13 protein-coding genes, 1 tRNA gene, 1 other RNA gene and 1 riboswitch are annotated in these 16,396 nt (G+C 58.3%); of the genes, 2 read left to right on the top strand and 13 right to left on the bottom strand.

Annotated features, from left to right (window positions below; all coding sequences use genetic code 11):
• Positions 1 to 163: 163 nt before the first annotated feature.
• From dppA to OXR61_RS16570, 6 genes are all read right to left on the bottom strand, one after another.
• Entirely contained in the window at positions 164 to 1,774 is a 1,611-nt protein-coding gene (gene dppA / locus OXR61_RS16595) for a dipeptide ABC transporter periplasmic-binding protein DppA (protein ID WP_021507022.1), read from the bottom strand.
• Positions 1,775 to 2,767: 993 nt separating this feature from the next.
• Positions 2,768 to 2,897: non-coding RNA, RtT sRNA (locus tag OXR61_RS16590), on the bottom strand.
• A gap of 38 nt (positions 2,898 to 2,935) precedes the next feature.
• Positions 2,936 to 3,012, bottom strand: a tRNA-Pro gene (locus OXR61_RS16585).
• Between the two features lie 124 nt (positions 3,013 to 3,136).
• The gene (gene eptB, locus OXR61_RS16580) at positions 3,137 to 4,831 is read right to left on the bottom strand and encodes a kdo(2)-lipid A phosphoethanolamine 7''-transferase (protein ID WP_021507023.1); all 1,695 of its coding nucleotides are present in this window, start codon (positions 4,829 to 4,831) and stop codon (positions 3,137 to 3,139) included.
• Between the two features lie 269 nt (positions 4,832 to 5,100).
• Complete coding sequence (locus tag OXR61_RS16575) at positions 5,101 to 5,529, bottom strand: organic hydroperoxide resistance protein (RefSeq protein WP_021507024.1); 429 nt, start codon at positions 5,527 to 5,529, stop codon at positions 5,101 to 5,103.
• 96 nt (positions 5,530 to 5,625) lie between these two features.
• Positions 5,626 to 6,090 carry a MarR family transcriptional regulator gene (locus OXR61_RS16570; protein ID WP_010616544.1) on the bottom strand — a complete coding sequence of 155 codons (465 nt, stop codon included), beginning with the start codon at positions 6,088 to 6,090 and terminating at the stop codon, positions 5,626 to 5,628.
• A 60-nt stretch (positions 6,091 to 6,150) separates the two neighbouring features.
• Here OXR61_RS16570 and OXR61_RS16565 point away from each other — a divergent pair, with 60 nt between their 5' ends.
• On the top strand, positions 6,151 to 6,744 hold the full coding sequence (locus OXR61_RS16565) for an HD domain-containing protein (protein ID WP_021507025.1): 594 nt from the start codon (positions 6,151 to 6,153) through the stop codon (positions 6,742 to 6,744).
• A gap of 46 nt (positions 6,745 to 6,790) precedes the next feature.
• On the opposite strand, the gene OXR61_RS16560 is transcribed toward OXR61_RS16565, so the two are convergent.
• The 7 genes from OXR61_RS16560 to OXR61_RS16530 all read right to left on the bottom strand — a co-directional run bounded on the left by OXR61_RS16560 (position 6,791) and on the right by OXR61_RS16530 (position 15,044).
• A complete protein-coding gene (locus tag OXR61_RS16560; RefSeq protein WP_021507026.1) occupies positions 6,791 to 7,087 on the bottom strand; it encodes an HTH-type transcriptional regulator in 297 nt (98 codons plus the stop codon).
• 265 nt (positions 7,088 to 7,352) lie between these two features.
• A complete protein-coding gene (uca, locus tag OXR61_RS16555; RefSeq protein WP_267412418.1) occupies positions 7,353 to 10,952 on the bottom strand; it encodes an urea carboxylase in 3,600 nt (1,199 codons plus the stop codon).
• Between the two features lie 80 nt (positions 10,953 to 11,032).
• The gene (locus tag OXR61_RS16550) at positions 11,033 to 11,668 is read right to left on the bottom strand and encodes an urea amidolyase associated protein UAAP2 (protein WP_021507029.1); all 636 of its coding nucleotides are present in this window, start codon (positions 11,666 to 11,668) and stop codon (positions 11,033 to 11,035) included.
• A complete protein-coding gene (locus OXR61_RS16545) occupies positions 11,668 to 12,375 on the bottom strand; it encodes an urea amidolyase associated protein UAAP1 (protein WP_021507030.1) in 708 nt (235 codons plus the stop codon). Before OXR61_RS16545 ends, OXR61_RS16550 begins: the two co-directional genes overlap by 1 nt.
• An 11-nt stretch (positions 12,376 to 12,386) precedes the next feature.
• A complete protein-coding gene (locus OXR61_RS16540) occupies positions 12,387 to 13,148 on the bottom strand; it encodes an ABC transporter ATP-binding protein (protein WP_021507031.1) in 762 nt (253 codons plus the stop codon).
• A 10-nt stretch (positions 13,149 to 13,158) separates the two neighbouring features.
• Positions 13,159 to 13,971 (bottom strand): ABC transporter permease subunit, encoded by an 813-nt coding sequence (locus OXR61_RS16535; RefSeq protein WP_267412417.1) that lies wholly within the window; start codon positions 13,969 to 13,971, stop codon positions 13,159 to 13,161.
• A gap of 14 nt (positions 13,972 to 13,985) precedes the next feature.
• A complete protein-coding gene (locus tag OXR61_RS16530; protein ID WP_021507033.1) occupies positions 13,986 to 15,044 on the bottom strand; it encodes a putative urea ABC transporter substrate-binding protein in 1,059 nt (352 codons plus the stop codon).
• A 63-nt stretch (positions 15,045 to 15,107) separates the two neighbouring features.
• Positions 15,108 to 15,202, bottom strand: a riboswitch (guanidine-I (ykkC/yxkD leader).
• Between the two features lie 270 nt (positions 15,203 to 15,472).
• Here OXR61_RS16530 and OXR61_RS16525 point away from each other — a divergent pair.
• The gene (locus OXR61_RS16525) at positions 15,473 to 16,189 is read left to right on the top strand and encodes a DUF3053 domain-containing protein (protein WP_010616539.1); all 717 of its coding nucleotides are present in this window, start codon (positions 15,473 to 15,475) and stop codon (positions 16,187 to 16,189) included.
• The last annotated feature ends 207 nt before the right edge of the window (positions 16,190 to 16,396 follow it).

The raw sequence follows: 16,396 nt of genomic DNA, 5'->3' as shown, positions 1-16,396 counted from the left end.
GACGCAAGAAGCGCTTCAAAATCCCCGTCATACTTCACGCTGCATCAGCGCAAGGTATTGAGGGTTTATAAGAAATTAGCCGGAAATAAAGTGCGGAGTACGGGCGGCGAAGGTGCCGCCCGAGGGCCAGCATGGCTGGCCCTGACCGCGATAATCCGAAAGGTTATTCCTGGATGTCGACGTTTTCGAAGTGATGTTTACCTAATGGATCAACCACATAGCCACTCACTTTCTTGCTCACTGGCTCGTACACGGTTGAGTGCGCGATGATCAGTGCTGGCGCCTGGTCGTGCATTACCACCTGCGCCTGCTTATAGAGCTCAATACGTTTGTTGTGATCGGCTTCAGCACGCGCTGGCTGAATCAGATCTTCAAACGGCTTGTAGCACCAGCGTGAGTAGTTGGAACCGTCTTTCGCTGCCGCGCAGCTGAACAGGGTGGCGAAGAAGTTATCCGGATCCCCGTTATCACCGGTCCAGCCCATCATCACGGTCTGGTGTTCACCGGCTTTAGCACGCTTCAGGTACTCGCCCCACTCGAAGGTAACGATTTTGGCTTTCACGCCAATTTTCGCCCAGTCAGCCTGAACCATTTCCGCCATGCGACGGGCGTTCGGGTTGTACGGACGCTGTACCGGCATCGCCCACAGGTCAATGCTGAAGCCATCCGGCATGCCCGCTTCTTTCAGCAGCTCTTTGGCTTTGGCCGGATCGTAAGCGTAGTCTTTGACGTCATTGTTGTAGCCCCACATGGTTGGTGGGATCAGGTTTTTCGCTGCCTGACCGGCGCCCTGATAGACCGCATCAATGATCGCTTGTTTGTTCACCGCCATGGTCAGAGCCTGACGCACTTTGACGTTATCCAGCGGTTTTTTCTCGGTGTTGAAAGACAGGTAACCGACGTTCAGCCCCGGCTGTTCCATCAGGTTGATTTTGGTGTCTTTCTTCATGCTGGCGATGTCAGCCGGGTTGGGATACGGCATCACCTGACACTCGCCTTTTTGCAGTTTGGCGTAGCGCACTGAAGCATCTGGCGTGATGGAGAACACCAGGCGATCGATTTTTGGCTTGGTGCCCCAGAAGTCCGGGTTGGCTTTGTACAGAATACGTGAGTCTTTCTGGTACTGCTGCAGCACGAACGGACCGGTACCCACCGGGTTGAGGTCCAGTTTTTCTGGCGTGCCGGCTTTCAGCATGTTGTCGGCGTACTCTTTCGACAGGATTGACGCGAAGTCCATGCCAAGGTCGGCGAGGAACGGCGCTTCCGGACGGGTCAGCGTGAAGCGTACGGTGTAGTCATCCACTTTTTCGATTTTGGCGATCAGCTTCGGCATGTCCATGCCTTCGAAGTATTCGTAGCTGCCGCCAGAGACACCATGGTACTTGTTGTTTTTATCGAGCTGGCGCTCGAAGGAGAACACGACGTCATCAGCGTTGAAGGTGCGGGTCGGCTTGAAGTCTTTGGTGGTTTGCCACTTCACGCCATGACGCAGATGGAAGGTATAGGTTTTACCATCTTCGCTGACGTCCCATTTTTCTGCCAGGCCCGGCTGCAGCTCAGTGGTACCGGTTTTGAACTCAACCAGACGGTTGTAGATCGGTACTGAGCTGGCATCGTAAGTGGTGCCGGATGTGAACAGCTGCGGGTTGAAGCCTTCCGGCGAACCTTCTGAACAGTAAACGAGGGTTTTCGCCTGAACGCCCGCGGCCACGGTCATAGCAATCAGGCTAAGACCGACCTTCAGCATCCTGGATTTGGCCAGGGAGTTGATCATGTTTTGCTCCATTGTGATGTGATGTTGTGTGCGTCGCCCGACCTCTGATTTTTTTATGCGGTTCGGGCAGGTCAGTTATGTAATGACCAAAATGCGAGCGGTTATTGTTGTAGCGCTGACGCCGTGGAACCTGCCAGCGCTGGCCGTCTCTGCATCTTATTGACGCATCAATTTGTCAACAGTTGCAATGAACGTCAATACAACGTGGGGTTATTTACACAGAGTGTGAGTAAGTGCAAGCAACGATAAAAAACAGTGTTTGTACGCTAAGCCAAAATTTAAAAAGGTGATAAAGCGCGCAATGCCGTGTGATTCTCTGGCAATAGCGCCTGATGACAGTGATTATCACCGTTAAAAAACGTCTTAAAGTTGTCGGTAAATGTTGAATATCTGAACGATTCCCCGTGCGTTATGACGTTCAGGCAGCGAAATATGCTGGCGTAATGGCATAAGAAATCAGCAAAAAGCAAAAGCCGGTCATAAGCAGAATGTGTCGCGAATTAAGAGAGCTGCTTTGATGCAGCAAGGGATGAAGAGCGGTGTTGAAAGATAATACGGTTTATCCCGGTGATGATTAATGGAACGCGTAAATTGATGACTTTGCTTGATGGCTGCGAGAATGTGAGTCTGGTTCAGGGAAGGTCATCAGATCGCAAAGGCGGCGTAAATACATCCCTGTAGCCTCGACCGCCGCATCCATGCGGCGGACGCTTTGCTCTCCTGATGGCCTTCCCTTCCCTTTTGGCATATGTACCGCTGCAATCAGTCACGCCACGCTAAACGGCAGTCAGTAAACCTTCAGCCATCGCCGAAGCCGGATAAAGGGTGGAATGCGGGGCCGTGGAGTAAAGCGTCACACGCCATGGATGGCGTGTGCCGAGCGATCAGGGACGAGACAGCGTCTTTACGGAGCGGTCGCGTATTTCACCCTGAAACTGCAAAAACGACAGACGAAAAAAAACCTGCTTTTTACAAAGCAGGTTTCCTGAATGATGGTCGGCGAGAGAGGATTACGCTTCTCTGCGAGAAGCGCCCTGCGGGCCGTTGCTGACGCAACGTTGTCTCGCTGCGCTCGGCTCAAACCTCCTTCGGAGGTTCTCATCCTCTATTTGCTACAGACGAAAAAAAACCTGCTTTTTGCAAAGCAGGTTTCTTGAATGATGGTCGGCGAGAGAGGATTCGAACCTCCGACCCACTGGTCCCAAACCAGTTGCGCTACCAAGCTGCGCTACTCGCCGATGGGGGCGAATATTACTGCCGTGACTTTATAGCGTCAATCCCTTTTCCCGAAAATCCGCCTGATTGCCTGGAAAGCAAGCAGTGCCTTAAACACCTGCCTGCTCAATAAGATCCAGGCACGAATTACAGCGCTTTCGCACTGCTGGCAGTAGCAGGTGCCTGGCACCAGTTATTCGCTGCTTTAATACCACCATCTGGCGAGGTATAACCCAGACACCCTAAAATGGTGTCGAACAGCTCAACGTGACGATGGGTTTTGCCGACGCGCTGCTGCGCCTGTAAGCGCTCAAAGTTGCTGCGGTTAGTCGGGTCCTGCAAATACTTATCGGACGCCCAGACAATCATCGGCACGCGGAACTGCTCCGGCGGCGCCATCTCGCGCGGCGTACCGTGCAGGTGCATATTTTCGCTGATCGACTCGCCGTGGTCGGCGGCATAGAACACAATCGCCTTCTTATCACGCAGCTGATCCAGCACGCTGTCCAGCATGGTATCAACATACAGAATCGAGTTGTCGTAGGCGTTAATCAGCTGGGCTTTGCTGCACTTATCGTCCACGCCAATACACTCAGGCTGATAGCGGGCAAACTCGCGCGGATAACGCTGTGAATAGAGATAGTGCGAACCTTTCGTGTGCAACACCACCAGATGCTTGCCTTTCGGGAAGCGCTGCAGTGAAGCCTGCAGTTCCGGCACCAGCAGCATATCGTCCACCGCTTTGCCCTGATTGCGCTTCTCAGAACCAATCTGCTCGCGGAACGAGAAGTTATTCACATCGGCGTTGTCGTAGAACCACACTTCGCTCTGCATGGCGAACAGCTCGGAGGTGAAGCCCAGCTCTTTCATCACCGCAAAAATGTTCTGCTCTTTCAGCGTACGGCCAGGGTTATCCATGGTGCCGCCCTCGCGCACAAACATGCAGCGCAGCGACAGCTTGGTGGCGGTATCACAGGATTCACCGCGGAATGCCACCAGATTCTTCTCTTTCGACAGCTTCGGCGTGGTATCGCGGTTATAGCCCAGCATGCCCATATGATCCCAGCGCGTGGTCTCGCCGATCACAAACACCACATAGGTATCGTCAATGCCAGCCGGCGCTACATAGGTAAACTTCTTCGCCGGATCGAGCAACTCCTGGCTGTCCAGCTTCTCATCCACCTTGGTCCAGGCGAACAGGCCCAGCGCCGCAATCCAGTTCGAAGGCAGATAAGAGTGCGCCACTACGCCGCCATAGCTTGGCAGGTCGATATTGGTGATCTCTTCATTGGCTTTTTGCAGCTTGTCGAAGTAGCGAATCGGCAGCCATACCAGTGCTACGCTCAGCAGCAGGATCACTGTAGGTTTCAGGCGCTGACCGGGGGTTTTCAGCTGTTCAATCAGCGTCAGGCTCAGGTTATTGCGCCAGATCAGCAGCAGCGGCAGTGCGCTCACCAGCACCATCCACAGCACAAAGTGCAGCCCGATAACCTCTTTAGAGAGATCGACATCGGTGGTCATGACCGACGCCACGATGCCGTAACCGATCACCACATTAAAGAACGCCATGTAATAGGCGGCGGCCACCGAAATCACCACCAGCAGGCTAGCGATGACGCGATAAAACCATTTGCCACCCAGCGACAGCAGTCGCATCAGGAAGAAGGTCAGCAGCACGGCAGCGGTCACTTCCGCCGCGGCGGATAACCAGTTGGTGACGGTGGATTTCGTTAAGAAGCCGTCAAAACGGCGATAAAAGATCGGCAAATTCAATAAGATGCCAAGATAGAGCGCCAGCAAAAGCGACAACTTTTGCTGCGTTAAACTTTTAATGTAATTCATATAAATTTCTGTTCCCGACCTGGTGTCGATGCTTCAACCGTAAATGTGACTGTGCAAAGAGCGTAAGGTTCGCTTGCGTAGCAGAAAAGCGTGACCTGGCGAGTAGGATCGGGACGAATCTGAACCCAAATAATCACGATGATGCACGGAGCGCAGCAGTAGAACATTTAACCAATGGTAAGACCAGAAAATTCTTTAGTTCGGTGGGATGCGGGATGTGGTTCGTGATAAAAAAGGCTCCCGCAGGAGCCTTTTATGCAGGCATCAACTTAGTTGATGATATTCAGCGTCACGTCGATGTTGCCGCGCGTCGCGTTTGAGTACGGACAAACAATGTGTGCCGCATCAACCAGCTTCTGCGCTTCCGCCGCATCCATCTCTGGCAGATGGATATTCAGTTTTGCTTCAATGCCAAAACCGGTGGGGATAGGGCCAATCCCTACTTCGCCCTCAATCCACGCGTCTTTTGGCATGGCGATTTTGTCGCGGCCGGCGACAAATTTCATCGCGCCGAGGAAGCAGGCAGAGTAGCCGGCAGCAAACAGCTGCTCCGGGTTCGTCACCTCGCCGCCCGCGCCACCCATCTCTTTTGGCACGCCCAGCTTCACGTCCAGCACGTTATCAGACGAGGTGGCGCGGCCATCGCGGCCACCGGTTGCTTTGGCTTTGGCGGTGTAAATCACTTTTTCTAAAGACATTATAACCTCACTATTCGCTATATAATCGCGTGCTATTTATAAGGCACAAGGGAAAACTTCACTCTCAGGATGCCGCCGCAGCGACATCCCTGATGCTCAGGTGGCGCGATTCAGGTTGCCGCGCAGATCGTCCAGCTGCTGTTTCAGCGCCGCCATGGTGTCGGTATCGCAGGCGGTCGCGCACTGTACCGCTTCCGGAATGCTGGCGGCTTTTTCCTGCAGCGCGCGTCCCTGGTCGGTCAGCGTGACCACGACCTGACGCTCATCCTGACGCGAACGCTGGCGGCGCAGCAGACCAGCGCTCTCCAGTCGTTTCAGCAGTGGCGTCAGCGTGGCCGAATCGAGAAACAGCTTTTCACCAATCTCCGATACCGTCAGATCATCCTGATGCCACAGCACCAGCATCACCAGATATTGCGGATAGGTGATCTCCAGCGCCGCCAGCAGCTGGCGATAGACTTTATGCATCGCCAGGTTCGCCGAATAGAGCGCGAAACACAGATGCTGATCAAGCTGGAGTGGCGCAGGCTTCACTTTTTTGTCATCTTGATTACTGTTCATGCGACTCAATATAGATAGCGCGCTAGATAATTGCAAGCAACTTTTTCCTGGAGTGTGAAGATGCGTGATTCACTGGAAGAGCAGGCGCGCCGTTATGCCACGCAGGCACATGCCGATGCGGGCCAGCGTCGTAAATACACCGACGAACCCTATATTGTGCATCCGGCTGCCGTCGCGGAGCTGGTGCGCAGCGTCAGCGATGACGAAGCGATGATCGCTGCCGCCTGGCTGCACGACACGGTGGAGGACACCGCCAGTACTTTACAGGATATTGAAGAACACTTTGGTGCGCGCGTTGCACATCTGGTGGACATGCTTACCGACAGCGCCCAGCCGCAGGCGAAAAATCGTACCGCCCGTAAGCTGGCACACTTTCGCCACACTGCCGAAGCCTCGCCCGAAGCGCAAACCATCAAGCTGGCCGATATCATCGATAACACCCGTGCCATCGTGCAGTTCGATCCCAACTTTGCCCGGGTTTACCTGGTGGAGAAACAGATTCAGATTCAGCTATTACAGCAGGGCGATCGGCGTTTGTGGCAGCAGGCGAATCACATCATTGAACAGGGCATCGCGCAGCTGGCAAAACCGCCGTACAGCGTGCCGGAGAGCTGGTTTGTCAAACAGGCGGCGAAATACGGTGGCTTAAGCTAAAAAAAACCCGCCGTGCAGGCGGGTCACAGAGAACCGATAGTCGGCGTTATTCCAGCAGCTGTCGGCCCAGATACGGATTGGCCTGCAGCAGTTTCATCAGTTTGCGAGCCGTGGCGGATGGGCGCGTACGTTGCGCTTCCCAGCTTTTTACTGACGAGACGCTCACCCCCATCACGCGGGCGAATTCATCCACCTGCATGCCGGTCATCTCGCGTAAACGCTGCGGTTCGGGAACGGAAACGGTATTGAGTGCAATTTCTGATACGGGAGTCTGTGCATCACGTGTCAAAACAATTTGCTCAAGACTGCTGAGTAATTCGACCATTGGATCTTTTATTTCCATAGAGAACTCCTTAAAACTCACTATGAAGCACGTGAAAGTAGAGAGGTAAGCGCCACCAGGCGCTGAAACCGGCCTTATCAGGCTGTATCCCGAAACAGTTTTCCCTTATCAGGGCGAAAATAGTGTTTTAATGAAACCGTTACGGGACACAGCCTGTTGCACACTGCGAAAAGATGTCAGGGCAATGCAACATTGAACCGGGTCTCTAAGTATGGGTCAGATCCCCGGTTTTGCTGCCTGTTTCCTGATTATTTTTTCTTCTTTCTTATACTGCAAACGGATCGATCACCATAAGTAACTGACCCGCCTGCACTTGCTGCCCGGCCTGGCGTTGCAGGCTGTGGATTTTGCCACTGACCGGCGCCACGATCGGGATTTCCATCTTCATGGATTCGAGAATGCCTACCGTGGCACCCGCGGTCACAATACTGCCTTCCGCCACCAGCCATTGCCACACGCTGCCCGCCACCTGGCTCTCCACGCTGTGGCAGCCCGCCGGCACCACCACTTCCTCGCTGCTCTGCGCCTGCAGCTGGCTGTCGAAGGTGAACTGGCCATCGGCGCGCCAGCGTGCCAGCTCGGCGTCAAACGCCTGCTGACGCTGCTGCTGGAATGCGTCGATCTCCGTCGCCTGGGCAGTCAGCAGCGCCTGATAGTCGGCCAGCCGGAACTCACCGGTTTCCACGCGCAGCGGATAATCGCCCCACGGGAAACGTTCGCGGATTTGCAGCAGTTCGTCGGCACTGACCGGATAAAAACGGATTTGGTCGAAGAAACGCAGCAACCACGGCTGGGTAAAGGCGCTGGTGCGGCGATCGCGATTCCACATCTGCAGCGTACGTCCGACGAACTGATAGCCGCCCGGCCCTTCCATGCCATAAACACACAGATACGCGCCGCCGATGCCCACCGAGTTTTCCGCCGTCCAGGTGCGCGCCGGATTGTATTTGGTGGTCACCAGGCGGTGACGCGGATCGAGTGGCGTCGCCACCGGTGCGCCGAGATAGACATCGCCCAGCCCCATCACCAGATACGAGGCGCTGAACACAATCTGTTTCACCGCCTCCACGCTATCGAGCCCGTTAATACGCCGGATAAACTCAATGTTGCTCGGGCACCAGGGCGCATTCGGACGCACCGACTGGCTATAGCGTGTCACGGCTTCACGGCAGGCGGCATCATCCCAGCTGAGCGGCAGCCACACGGTGCGCGACGGCACAGCCGCGTCGGCGAGGTCGCCCAGCAGATTATCAGCGTGCAAAATTTGCGCCAACAGCTCACTTCTTGCGCACTGCTGCGCATCATAATGCACCTGTAACGAGCGGATGCCGGGCGTCAGCTCCAGCTGACCCGCCAGCGGATGCGCCTCCAGCCACTGCATCAGGGCGTGAACGCGGAAACGCAGCGCAATGTCCAGTGTCAGCGCGCCATACTCCACCAGCAGAAAACGGTCACCCGCGGCGCGCACGCACAGTGCAGGCCGCCCGGCGGTTGCTGCATGCTGGTGCAAGATCGGATCGATCAGCGGCAGTGCTGGCGCCACGCACACCGCTTCCGGTTGCAGATGCGCGATCTCGTGACGCTGCGCCTGCGCCAGACGATCGGCATCAGCAAGGGCGATCGGCACAAAGCGCAGTCGATCGCCCGCTTTGAGCTGACCCAGCTTCCACAGATCGGCGTCGATCACCGTCGCCGGACAGACAAAGCCGCCCAGCGAAGGGCCGTCCGGACCAAGGATCACCGGCATATCACCGGTAAAATCCACCGTGCCAAAGGCATAGGCGTTGTCGTGAATATTGGACGGATGCATGCCCGCCTCGCCGCCGTCGCTGCGCGCCCAGTCAGGTTTCGGGCCGATCAGCCGAATCCCGGTGCGGCTGGAGTTGTAGTGCACCTGCCACTCGGCAGCGAAAAATTCGTCGATATCGTCATCGGTAAAGAAGGCAGGTGCGCCGTGCGGACCATAAATAACGCGCAGCTGCCATTCACCGTTAAGCGGCGGCAGCAGCGTCTCGGGCAGGCGCGCCGCCGCAGCCTGACGCGGCGCGGCCAGCTGCAGCACGTCGCCGGCGCGCAGCGCCCGCCCGGCGTGACCGCCAAACTTACCCAGCGTAAAGGTACTGCGGCTGCCCAGATAGCGCGGCGTATCCAGCCCGCCCGCCAGCAGCAGATAGCTGCGGCAGCCGTCGCGCACGTCACCCAGCGTCAGGGTTTGCCCGGCCTGCGCATGCAGCACCTGATGCATCGCCAGCGGCTGGCTGTCGAGCGTGGCTGCCAACGGCGCGCCGCTCAGTACAAAGCTGCATGCCTGATTAAAGCGCAGCGTCGGACCGCGCAGCGTGATTTCCAGCCCGGCCGCCTGTGCCTCGTTACCCAGCAGGCGGTTGCCGAGCTGGAAGGCGCGGCTGTCGAACGGCCCGGAAGGCGGTACGCCGACGTGCCAGTAGCCGACGCGGCCCGGCGCATCCTGCACCGTGGTGAGGGTGCCGCCGCTGAGGATATCCAGCGTCGGCGGCTGCCACGCCACGCTGCCGAGCGTGGCGGTAATGATGCGCCCCTGCTGCACGTCCGGCAGCGTACAGAGCTGACGCAGCCAGCGCAGGTTGGTCTCGATGCCATACAGCTCACTCTGCGCCAGCGCCGCGATCATGCCGTCGAGCGCGCGCTGGCGATCGGCCGCGTGCACGAGGATCTTCGCCAGCATCGGATCGTAAAACGGTGAAACCTCCATGCCGCTCTCTACGCTGCTGTCGATGCGCAGCGTGGCGTGATCGAGCGCCGTCGGGAACTGCACGTGGCTGAGCAGCCCGGCGCTCGGCTGAAACTGCTTCGCCGGATCCTCAGCGTACAGCCGCACCTGAATAGCATGGCCCTGCGCCACCGGTTGCAGCGTCGCCAGCGGCGGCAGGCGCTGCTGCGCCAGTTCGACCATCCAGCGCACCAGATCCACGCCGTACACCAGTTCAGTGACGCCATGCTCGACCTGCAGGCGGGTATTCACTTCGAGGAACCAGAATTGCTGGCTGACCTCATCGTAGACATACTCCACCGTGCCGGCGCTACGATAGTTAACCGCGCGCGCCAGCCGTACGGCGGTAGCCTGCAACTGCGCGCGCACCGCATCGCTGAGCCGCGGCGCGGGCGTCTCCTCCAGCACCTTCTGATTACGGCGCTGCGCCGAGCAGTCGCGTTCGCCCAGCGCAATCACGTCGCCCCGGCCATCGCCAAAAATCTGTACTTCGATATGGCGCGCCCGGGCGATAAATTTCTCTAAGAAGACGCCATCGTCGGCGAAGTTGTTACCTGCCAGACGCTTCACGCGGGTAAAGGCTTCCTCCAGCTCCTCCGCGCTGTTGCAGCGCTGCATCCCGATGCCGCCACCGCCGGCGGTGCTTTTCAGCATCACCGGATAGCCAATCTGTTGCGCGGCGGCCTGTGCCTGCTGCAGGGAGGTCAGCAGGCCGCTGCCCGGCAGCAGCGGCACCGCGTTCTGCTCAGCCAGTTCGCGCGCGCGATGTTTCAGGCCAAACGCCCGCATCTGCGCCGCATCCGGCCCGAGAAAATGCAGGCCCGCCGCTTCGCAGCGCGTGACGAACTCCGGTTTTTCACTGAGAAAGCCATAGCCCGGATGCAGCGCCTGCGCGCCGCTCTGCGCGGCAATCGCCAGCAGTTTGTCCTGGTTGAGATAGGTGTCGCGCACCTGGCCCTCGCCCAGCGACCAGGCTTCATCGGCCAGCCGCACGTGGCGCGCATGGCGGTCGGCTTCGGCATAGACGGCAATCGCCCGGATATTCATGGCCTGCAGGGTACGGATGATACGCACGGCAATCGCGCCACGGTTGGCAATCAATACGCGATCAATCATGACTGAATACTCTTATTGCGGCAGGTCGTCCTGCACCAGCTGTGACGGCGTAAAACGGGTCGTCCCGTTGCGTCAGAGAATCACCACACGCTGACGGCAATCGGCGTCGGGTTGTAACCGTTACAGGGATTGTTGAGCTGCGGACAGTTGGAGATCAGCACCAGAATGTTCATCTGCGCCACCATCTCAACATACTTACCCGGCGCGGAGATGCCATCAGCAAACGTCAGGCCGCCGTCGTGGGTCACCGGCACATTCATAAAGAAGTTAATGTTGTGCGTGATATCGCGGCGCGTCAGGCCAGACTCCGGATGCGCGGCGACCGCCAGCATCCAGCTGTCACGACAGGAGTGCATGTGGCGCTTTTCGAGGTCATAACGCACCGTATTACTCTCGCACGAGCAGGCGCCGCCGAGCGTATCGTGACGGCCACAGGTATCGGCGGTGATGGTCAGCATCGGCCGATCAAGATTAGAACGCAGCACGCTGCCGGCCGTGAGAAACACGTTGTGCTGGCCGCGCAGCGTCTCGCTCATGCTGTAGCGCTCGGCGGTATCGTCGGCGTTGAAAAACAGCGTATCCGCCGCCTGATTGCCTTCCAGATCGGTAATGCGCAGCGTTTCTCCGGCGGCAATGCGCTGCAGCCAGTAATCACCGGCGTCGATCTGCTGTTGCAGACGCGCCTGCGCCGGGTTTCGTTCACTCTCTTTGATCATCACACTTCTCCCTGCAGTTGATAGAGGGCGTTATTGCGCAGGCCGCGCTGGTTTTCCGCGCGCTGCAGACAGATTTCCGGCAGCGGCGCACGCTGCGCATCCAGCGTCAGCTGCAGCGGCTGGCGCGGATAATCGCTCGCCGGGCTGAGCGGGTGCGGACAGGTGTGCAGCAGCACCAGCGTGTCCATGGCGAAACGCAGCCGAACCTGCGCGCCGGCTTGGCCCTGCCGCTCCAGCGTTAAGCGCCCGCTGTCATCGGCGCGTACCTGCGCAAACAGATTGAGGCAGGCCGCCATGTCGCGCTGGCCAAGGCCATATTTCGCCAGCTCGACCAGGAAGCTGTCGTAGCCGTTTTGATGGCGCAGGTTGCGCGCCTGCTGATAGTCGCTGACCCCATAGCGCGCGGCCGTTTGTGCCGCGTTCAGCGTGCCGCACACACTCTCGTGCCAGCCGAAACTGTCGTGTTCAATACCGCAGAAAATGCGCCCCATGTCCGAGTAGAGACAGTGGCCGGCGGTGAGCCGGAAAGTGTGCTGGCACTTGAGCGTGTCCGGCGCGTTATAGCGCTCCAGCAGGTTTTCCGGGTTATAAAACAACAGGCTGGCGCTGGCGCCGCCCTCCACATCGGTCAGCGTCAGCGCGCTGCCGCTGCGCATGACAAAAGACCAGTGCGCCCCGGCGGGCAGCAGGGTTTGGTATGGCTGCATCGTGCTCTCCTTTAAGCCACCTGCGTTGCGGACAGCACTTCAGCGGCGGGCTGAGTGCGATCCAGCGGCAGGTCGTAAGTGATAGTGGCGCCCCAGGCTTGCGGCGCGTGCGGATCGTGGCGCAGTTTGTCGAACACCAGCAGGCGTGACGCGAGGCTGAAGCCCTCTTTCAGATCGTGGGTGATCATGAAAATGGTCAGCTGATGCTGCTGCCACAGCTGGGTGATCAGCTGATGCATCTCGCTGCGAATACCGGGATCGAGCGCGCCAAAAGGTTCATCCAGCAGCAGAATACGCGGCTGTTTCATCAGCGCCTGCGCCAGGGCCAGACGTTGCTGCATGCCGCCCGACAGCTGATGCGGATATTTGCTCTGCGCCTGTTCCAGTCCGACCTGCGCCAGCATTGCCTGCGCGCGCTGGCGAATCGCCTGACGTTTGCGCCCCCAGACGCGTCCCAGCCAGCGTGCGCTGCTGAACTCGTCGGCCAGCATCACGTTGCCGAGCACCGTCAGATGCGGAAACACCGAGTAGCGCTGAAACACCACGCCGCGATGGGCGTCCGGCTCGTTGGGAATCGGTGCGCCATCCAGCAGCAGCTCGCCTTTGGTCGGTGCTTCGGTGCCGAGCAGCATATTCAGAAACGTGGTTTTGCCGCAGCCGGAGGCACCGACAATCGCCACGAACTCGCCGCGCTCGACCTGCATATTCAGCCGCTCCAGCACCACCTGATCGCCGTAGTGTTTTTCCAGATTTTTCAGTTGCAGTAAGGGCATCGCGCGCTCCTTATTTGGCGTGATACCACGGCCAGCAGCTTCGGCTGACGAGCCGCAGCAGCAGGTCGAGGGCAAAGGCCAGCAGGGTGATCCACGCCACGTACGGCAAAATCACATCCATGGCCAGATAGCGGCGCATCAGGAAGATGCGGTAACCGAGGCCTTCCGTGGCCGCAATCGCTTCGGCAGCAATCAGGAACAGCCACGCCGAACAGAGCGACAGCCGCACCGCATCGCACAGGCGCGGCATCAGCTGCGGCAGAATCACCCGCCACAGAATCTGCGCGCTATGCGCACCGAGCGTCTGCGCTTTGACCAGCTGCTCCTGCGGGATTTTCTGCACCTGCAACTGCAGATCGCGCGCGATCAGCGGCGTGATGCCGATAACGATCAGCACCACTTTGGAGACTTCGCCAAGGCCAAAGCAGATAAACAGAATGGGCAGAATCGCCAGCGGCGGCACCAGCGCAAACAGCGTCACCAGCGGCGCCAGCACCGCGCGCACCACCGGCAGCGCGCCGGTAAACAGGCCGATTGCCAGCGCCAGCAGCGCGCTGATAGCGACGCCACTCAGCAAACGCAGCAGGCTGGCGGCGGTATCGCTCCACAGCAGATACTCGCCGGTGCGCGGGCTGGGCTGAAACGCCATCCGGCTGATGGCCTCGCCCATGGCGTTGAATCCCGGCAGCAGTTTGTCTGCCGCGTTCAGGCTGAGGCGCGCATCCGACGCGAACAGATAGACCAGCAGTACCGCCAGCAGCGGCAGAATGCCAAGCAGCAGGCGGCCGAGCGGCAGCGGTTGGTAGTTAATTAATTTACGCATCGGCAGCGCCTCGCTTACAGCTGACCGGCGGCGGCCAGTTTGGTGAAGGTGTCGGTAAAGCGCAGTTTGATGTTGCCGGCATCGCCCCAGTTACCGGCCGGGGTCGCGACCCCTACCGCATCGGCCCCCGGCGCGCCTTCGCCCAGCAGGCCGTGTTTAAAGGAGAATTCGGCCACCAGCTGCATCGTGGCTTTCAGCTGAGGGCTGTCGACAAAATCCAGCGTGGTTTTGGCATCGCTGAACAGGTGTGTCGCGGCAAGCTGCTGATCAAAACCGGCCAGATCGGTACCGGATGCCTGCGCCATCTGCGTGCGCGCCGCTTTGGCACTGTCGCTCTGTCCGGCCATGCTGTGCAGCGTCTCGTACCAGGCGCCGGTCAGCGCTTTGCCGAGCTGAGGATATTTGTTGAGCGTGGCGGTGTTAACTACCAGCAGGTCGAGGATTTCGCCCGGGATCTGCGCCGAGGAGAACACCAGATGGCTGTCCGGCTGCTTCTCTGCTTCCGCCAGCAGCGGATTCCACGTGACGATGGCGTTAACGTCAGCAGTGCCAAACGCCGCCACCAGATCGGCATCGGCGGTGTTAACCACCCTGACATCTTTCTCGCTCATGCCGGATTTCTCCAGCGCGCGCGCCAGCAGATAGTGTGAGACCGACAGTTCGACGAGGTTGATGGGTTTGCCTTTCAGCGCGCTGACGCTGTCCGCGCCTTTAAGCAGAATGCCGTCGTTACCGTTGGAGTAGTCGCCGACAATCAGCGCGGTGCTGTCGACGCCGCCGGTCGCCGGAATGGTCAGCGCATCCATATTGGTCATGGTGCAGCCGTCAAATCCACCTGCGGTGTACTGATTGACCGACTCGATATAGTCATTAACCTGCACAAACTGAATATCGATGCCGTACTTATCGGCCCACTTTTTCACGATGCCGCTTTGCTGGGCGTAATCCCACGGCATCCAGCCAGCGTAGATGGACCAGCAAAGCTTAAAGGAAGGTTTAGCGGCGGCCAGCGACGGAACGCTGAACAGGGCGACGCTGCAAATCAGCAGCAGGCGCAGACAGACTTTAATCATGATGATTCCTCTGGCGTTAACGGACGAAAATCAGGCAGGAGGCGGCGAGCAACGTTCTCGCTTTCCTCCCGGGCTTTTTTCCCGCCGTGTAACCGTCAGAGGACGGTCGGTCACTCTCGGACCAGCATCTCGCGATCGGAACCCTAGTGACCCATTGCAAATTGTGTGGCGACGTCGGTTGCCCGCGATCGCTCCTGCATCTGCCAGAAAGCAGGCAATATCAATGCCAGGTTGCTATCAGCCTGAATTAGATGCGTTATTGCACAGCGCTGCGCTCGCAGGCAGGCTGCGCTGCACAGTTGTGCAGCAGGCACGCACCAGCGTGAAGCACTGCAGACCAGCCGTTGTACAGCCGGGGCCATTGCACTATTCTTTAGGACCTTTCCCAGCGAATCGAATTTAGCCATCGTCACAACAGGAGTTGAATTATGGCGTCAGGAATTTCCCGCATCTGGATGCGTAGCGGCATGCTGCTGACCGGCGTGCTACTTGTGCTGCAGCTTACCGCCTGCGGCGATAAAGAGGGCGATCAGCGCAAAGCCTTTACTGATTTTCTGCAAAACACCGTGATGCGCAGCGGTGAACATCTGCCCAGCCTGAGCGAAAACCAGAAGCAAACCTTCGGTAACTACGCCAGTGATTACGCCATCCTGTATGGCTTCTCGCAGCAGGTGAATCAGGCGGTGGATCAGGGCATGCGCCCGGTGGTTGATGAGCTGGCGGCCATTCGCGTACCGCAGGATTATCTGACACGCCGCGACAGCCTGCGCCAGGCGAGCGGCAATCTGAGCGTGCTGACGCAGCAGATTCAGAGCGCCAAAATGCAGGCCGACAGCAGCAAAGCCACGCTGAAGCAGCCGGACGACCTGAAGAAAGTGTACGACAGCGTGTACGCCAAAGTGGTGACGCAGCCAGCCAGCACGCTGATCCCGCTGCTGCCGCAGCTGCAGGCGCTGAGCCAGTCGGCAGTTCAGGCCGGCGATTATCTGCAGTCGCAGGGCGCACGCGTCAGCTTCAATGACGGCGGCGTTCAGTTCCCGACGCAGGAGCAGGCCACGCAATACAACACGCTGATGAGTAATCTCGCCAGCAATACGCAGGCGCTGACCCAGGCACAAAATGCCGTACAGGGTGGTTTGCAGTAAGCCGCTCAGCGGGCAGTTCTCCCCTGCCCGCTTTTTCAGATTTTTGTCACTTCCTTACATCGCCTTTTTCTGTCAGCACAGAGTGTGATCTGGCGCATTTTCAACCAAAAATAGTTTGTGATCTCAATCACATTTGTGAAACAAACCGGCCCAGATGAAAGGTGATTTTTGTCACATTTCTACCGCTAATGCGCGCATTTTTTCACC

Origin of the sequence: Pantoea sp. GM_Pan_4 (genome assembly GCF_026541005.1) — a bacterium.
GTDB classification, from domain to species: Bacteria; Pseudomonadota; Gammaproteobacteria; order Enterobacterales; family Enterobacteriaceae; genus Pantoea; species Pantoea dispersa.
Note: the sequence above shows the minus strand (reverse complement) of the source record. Positions and strands in the feature narration are given on the sequence as shown.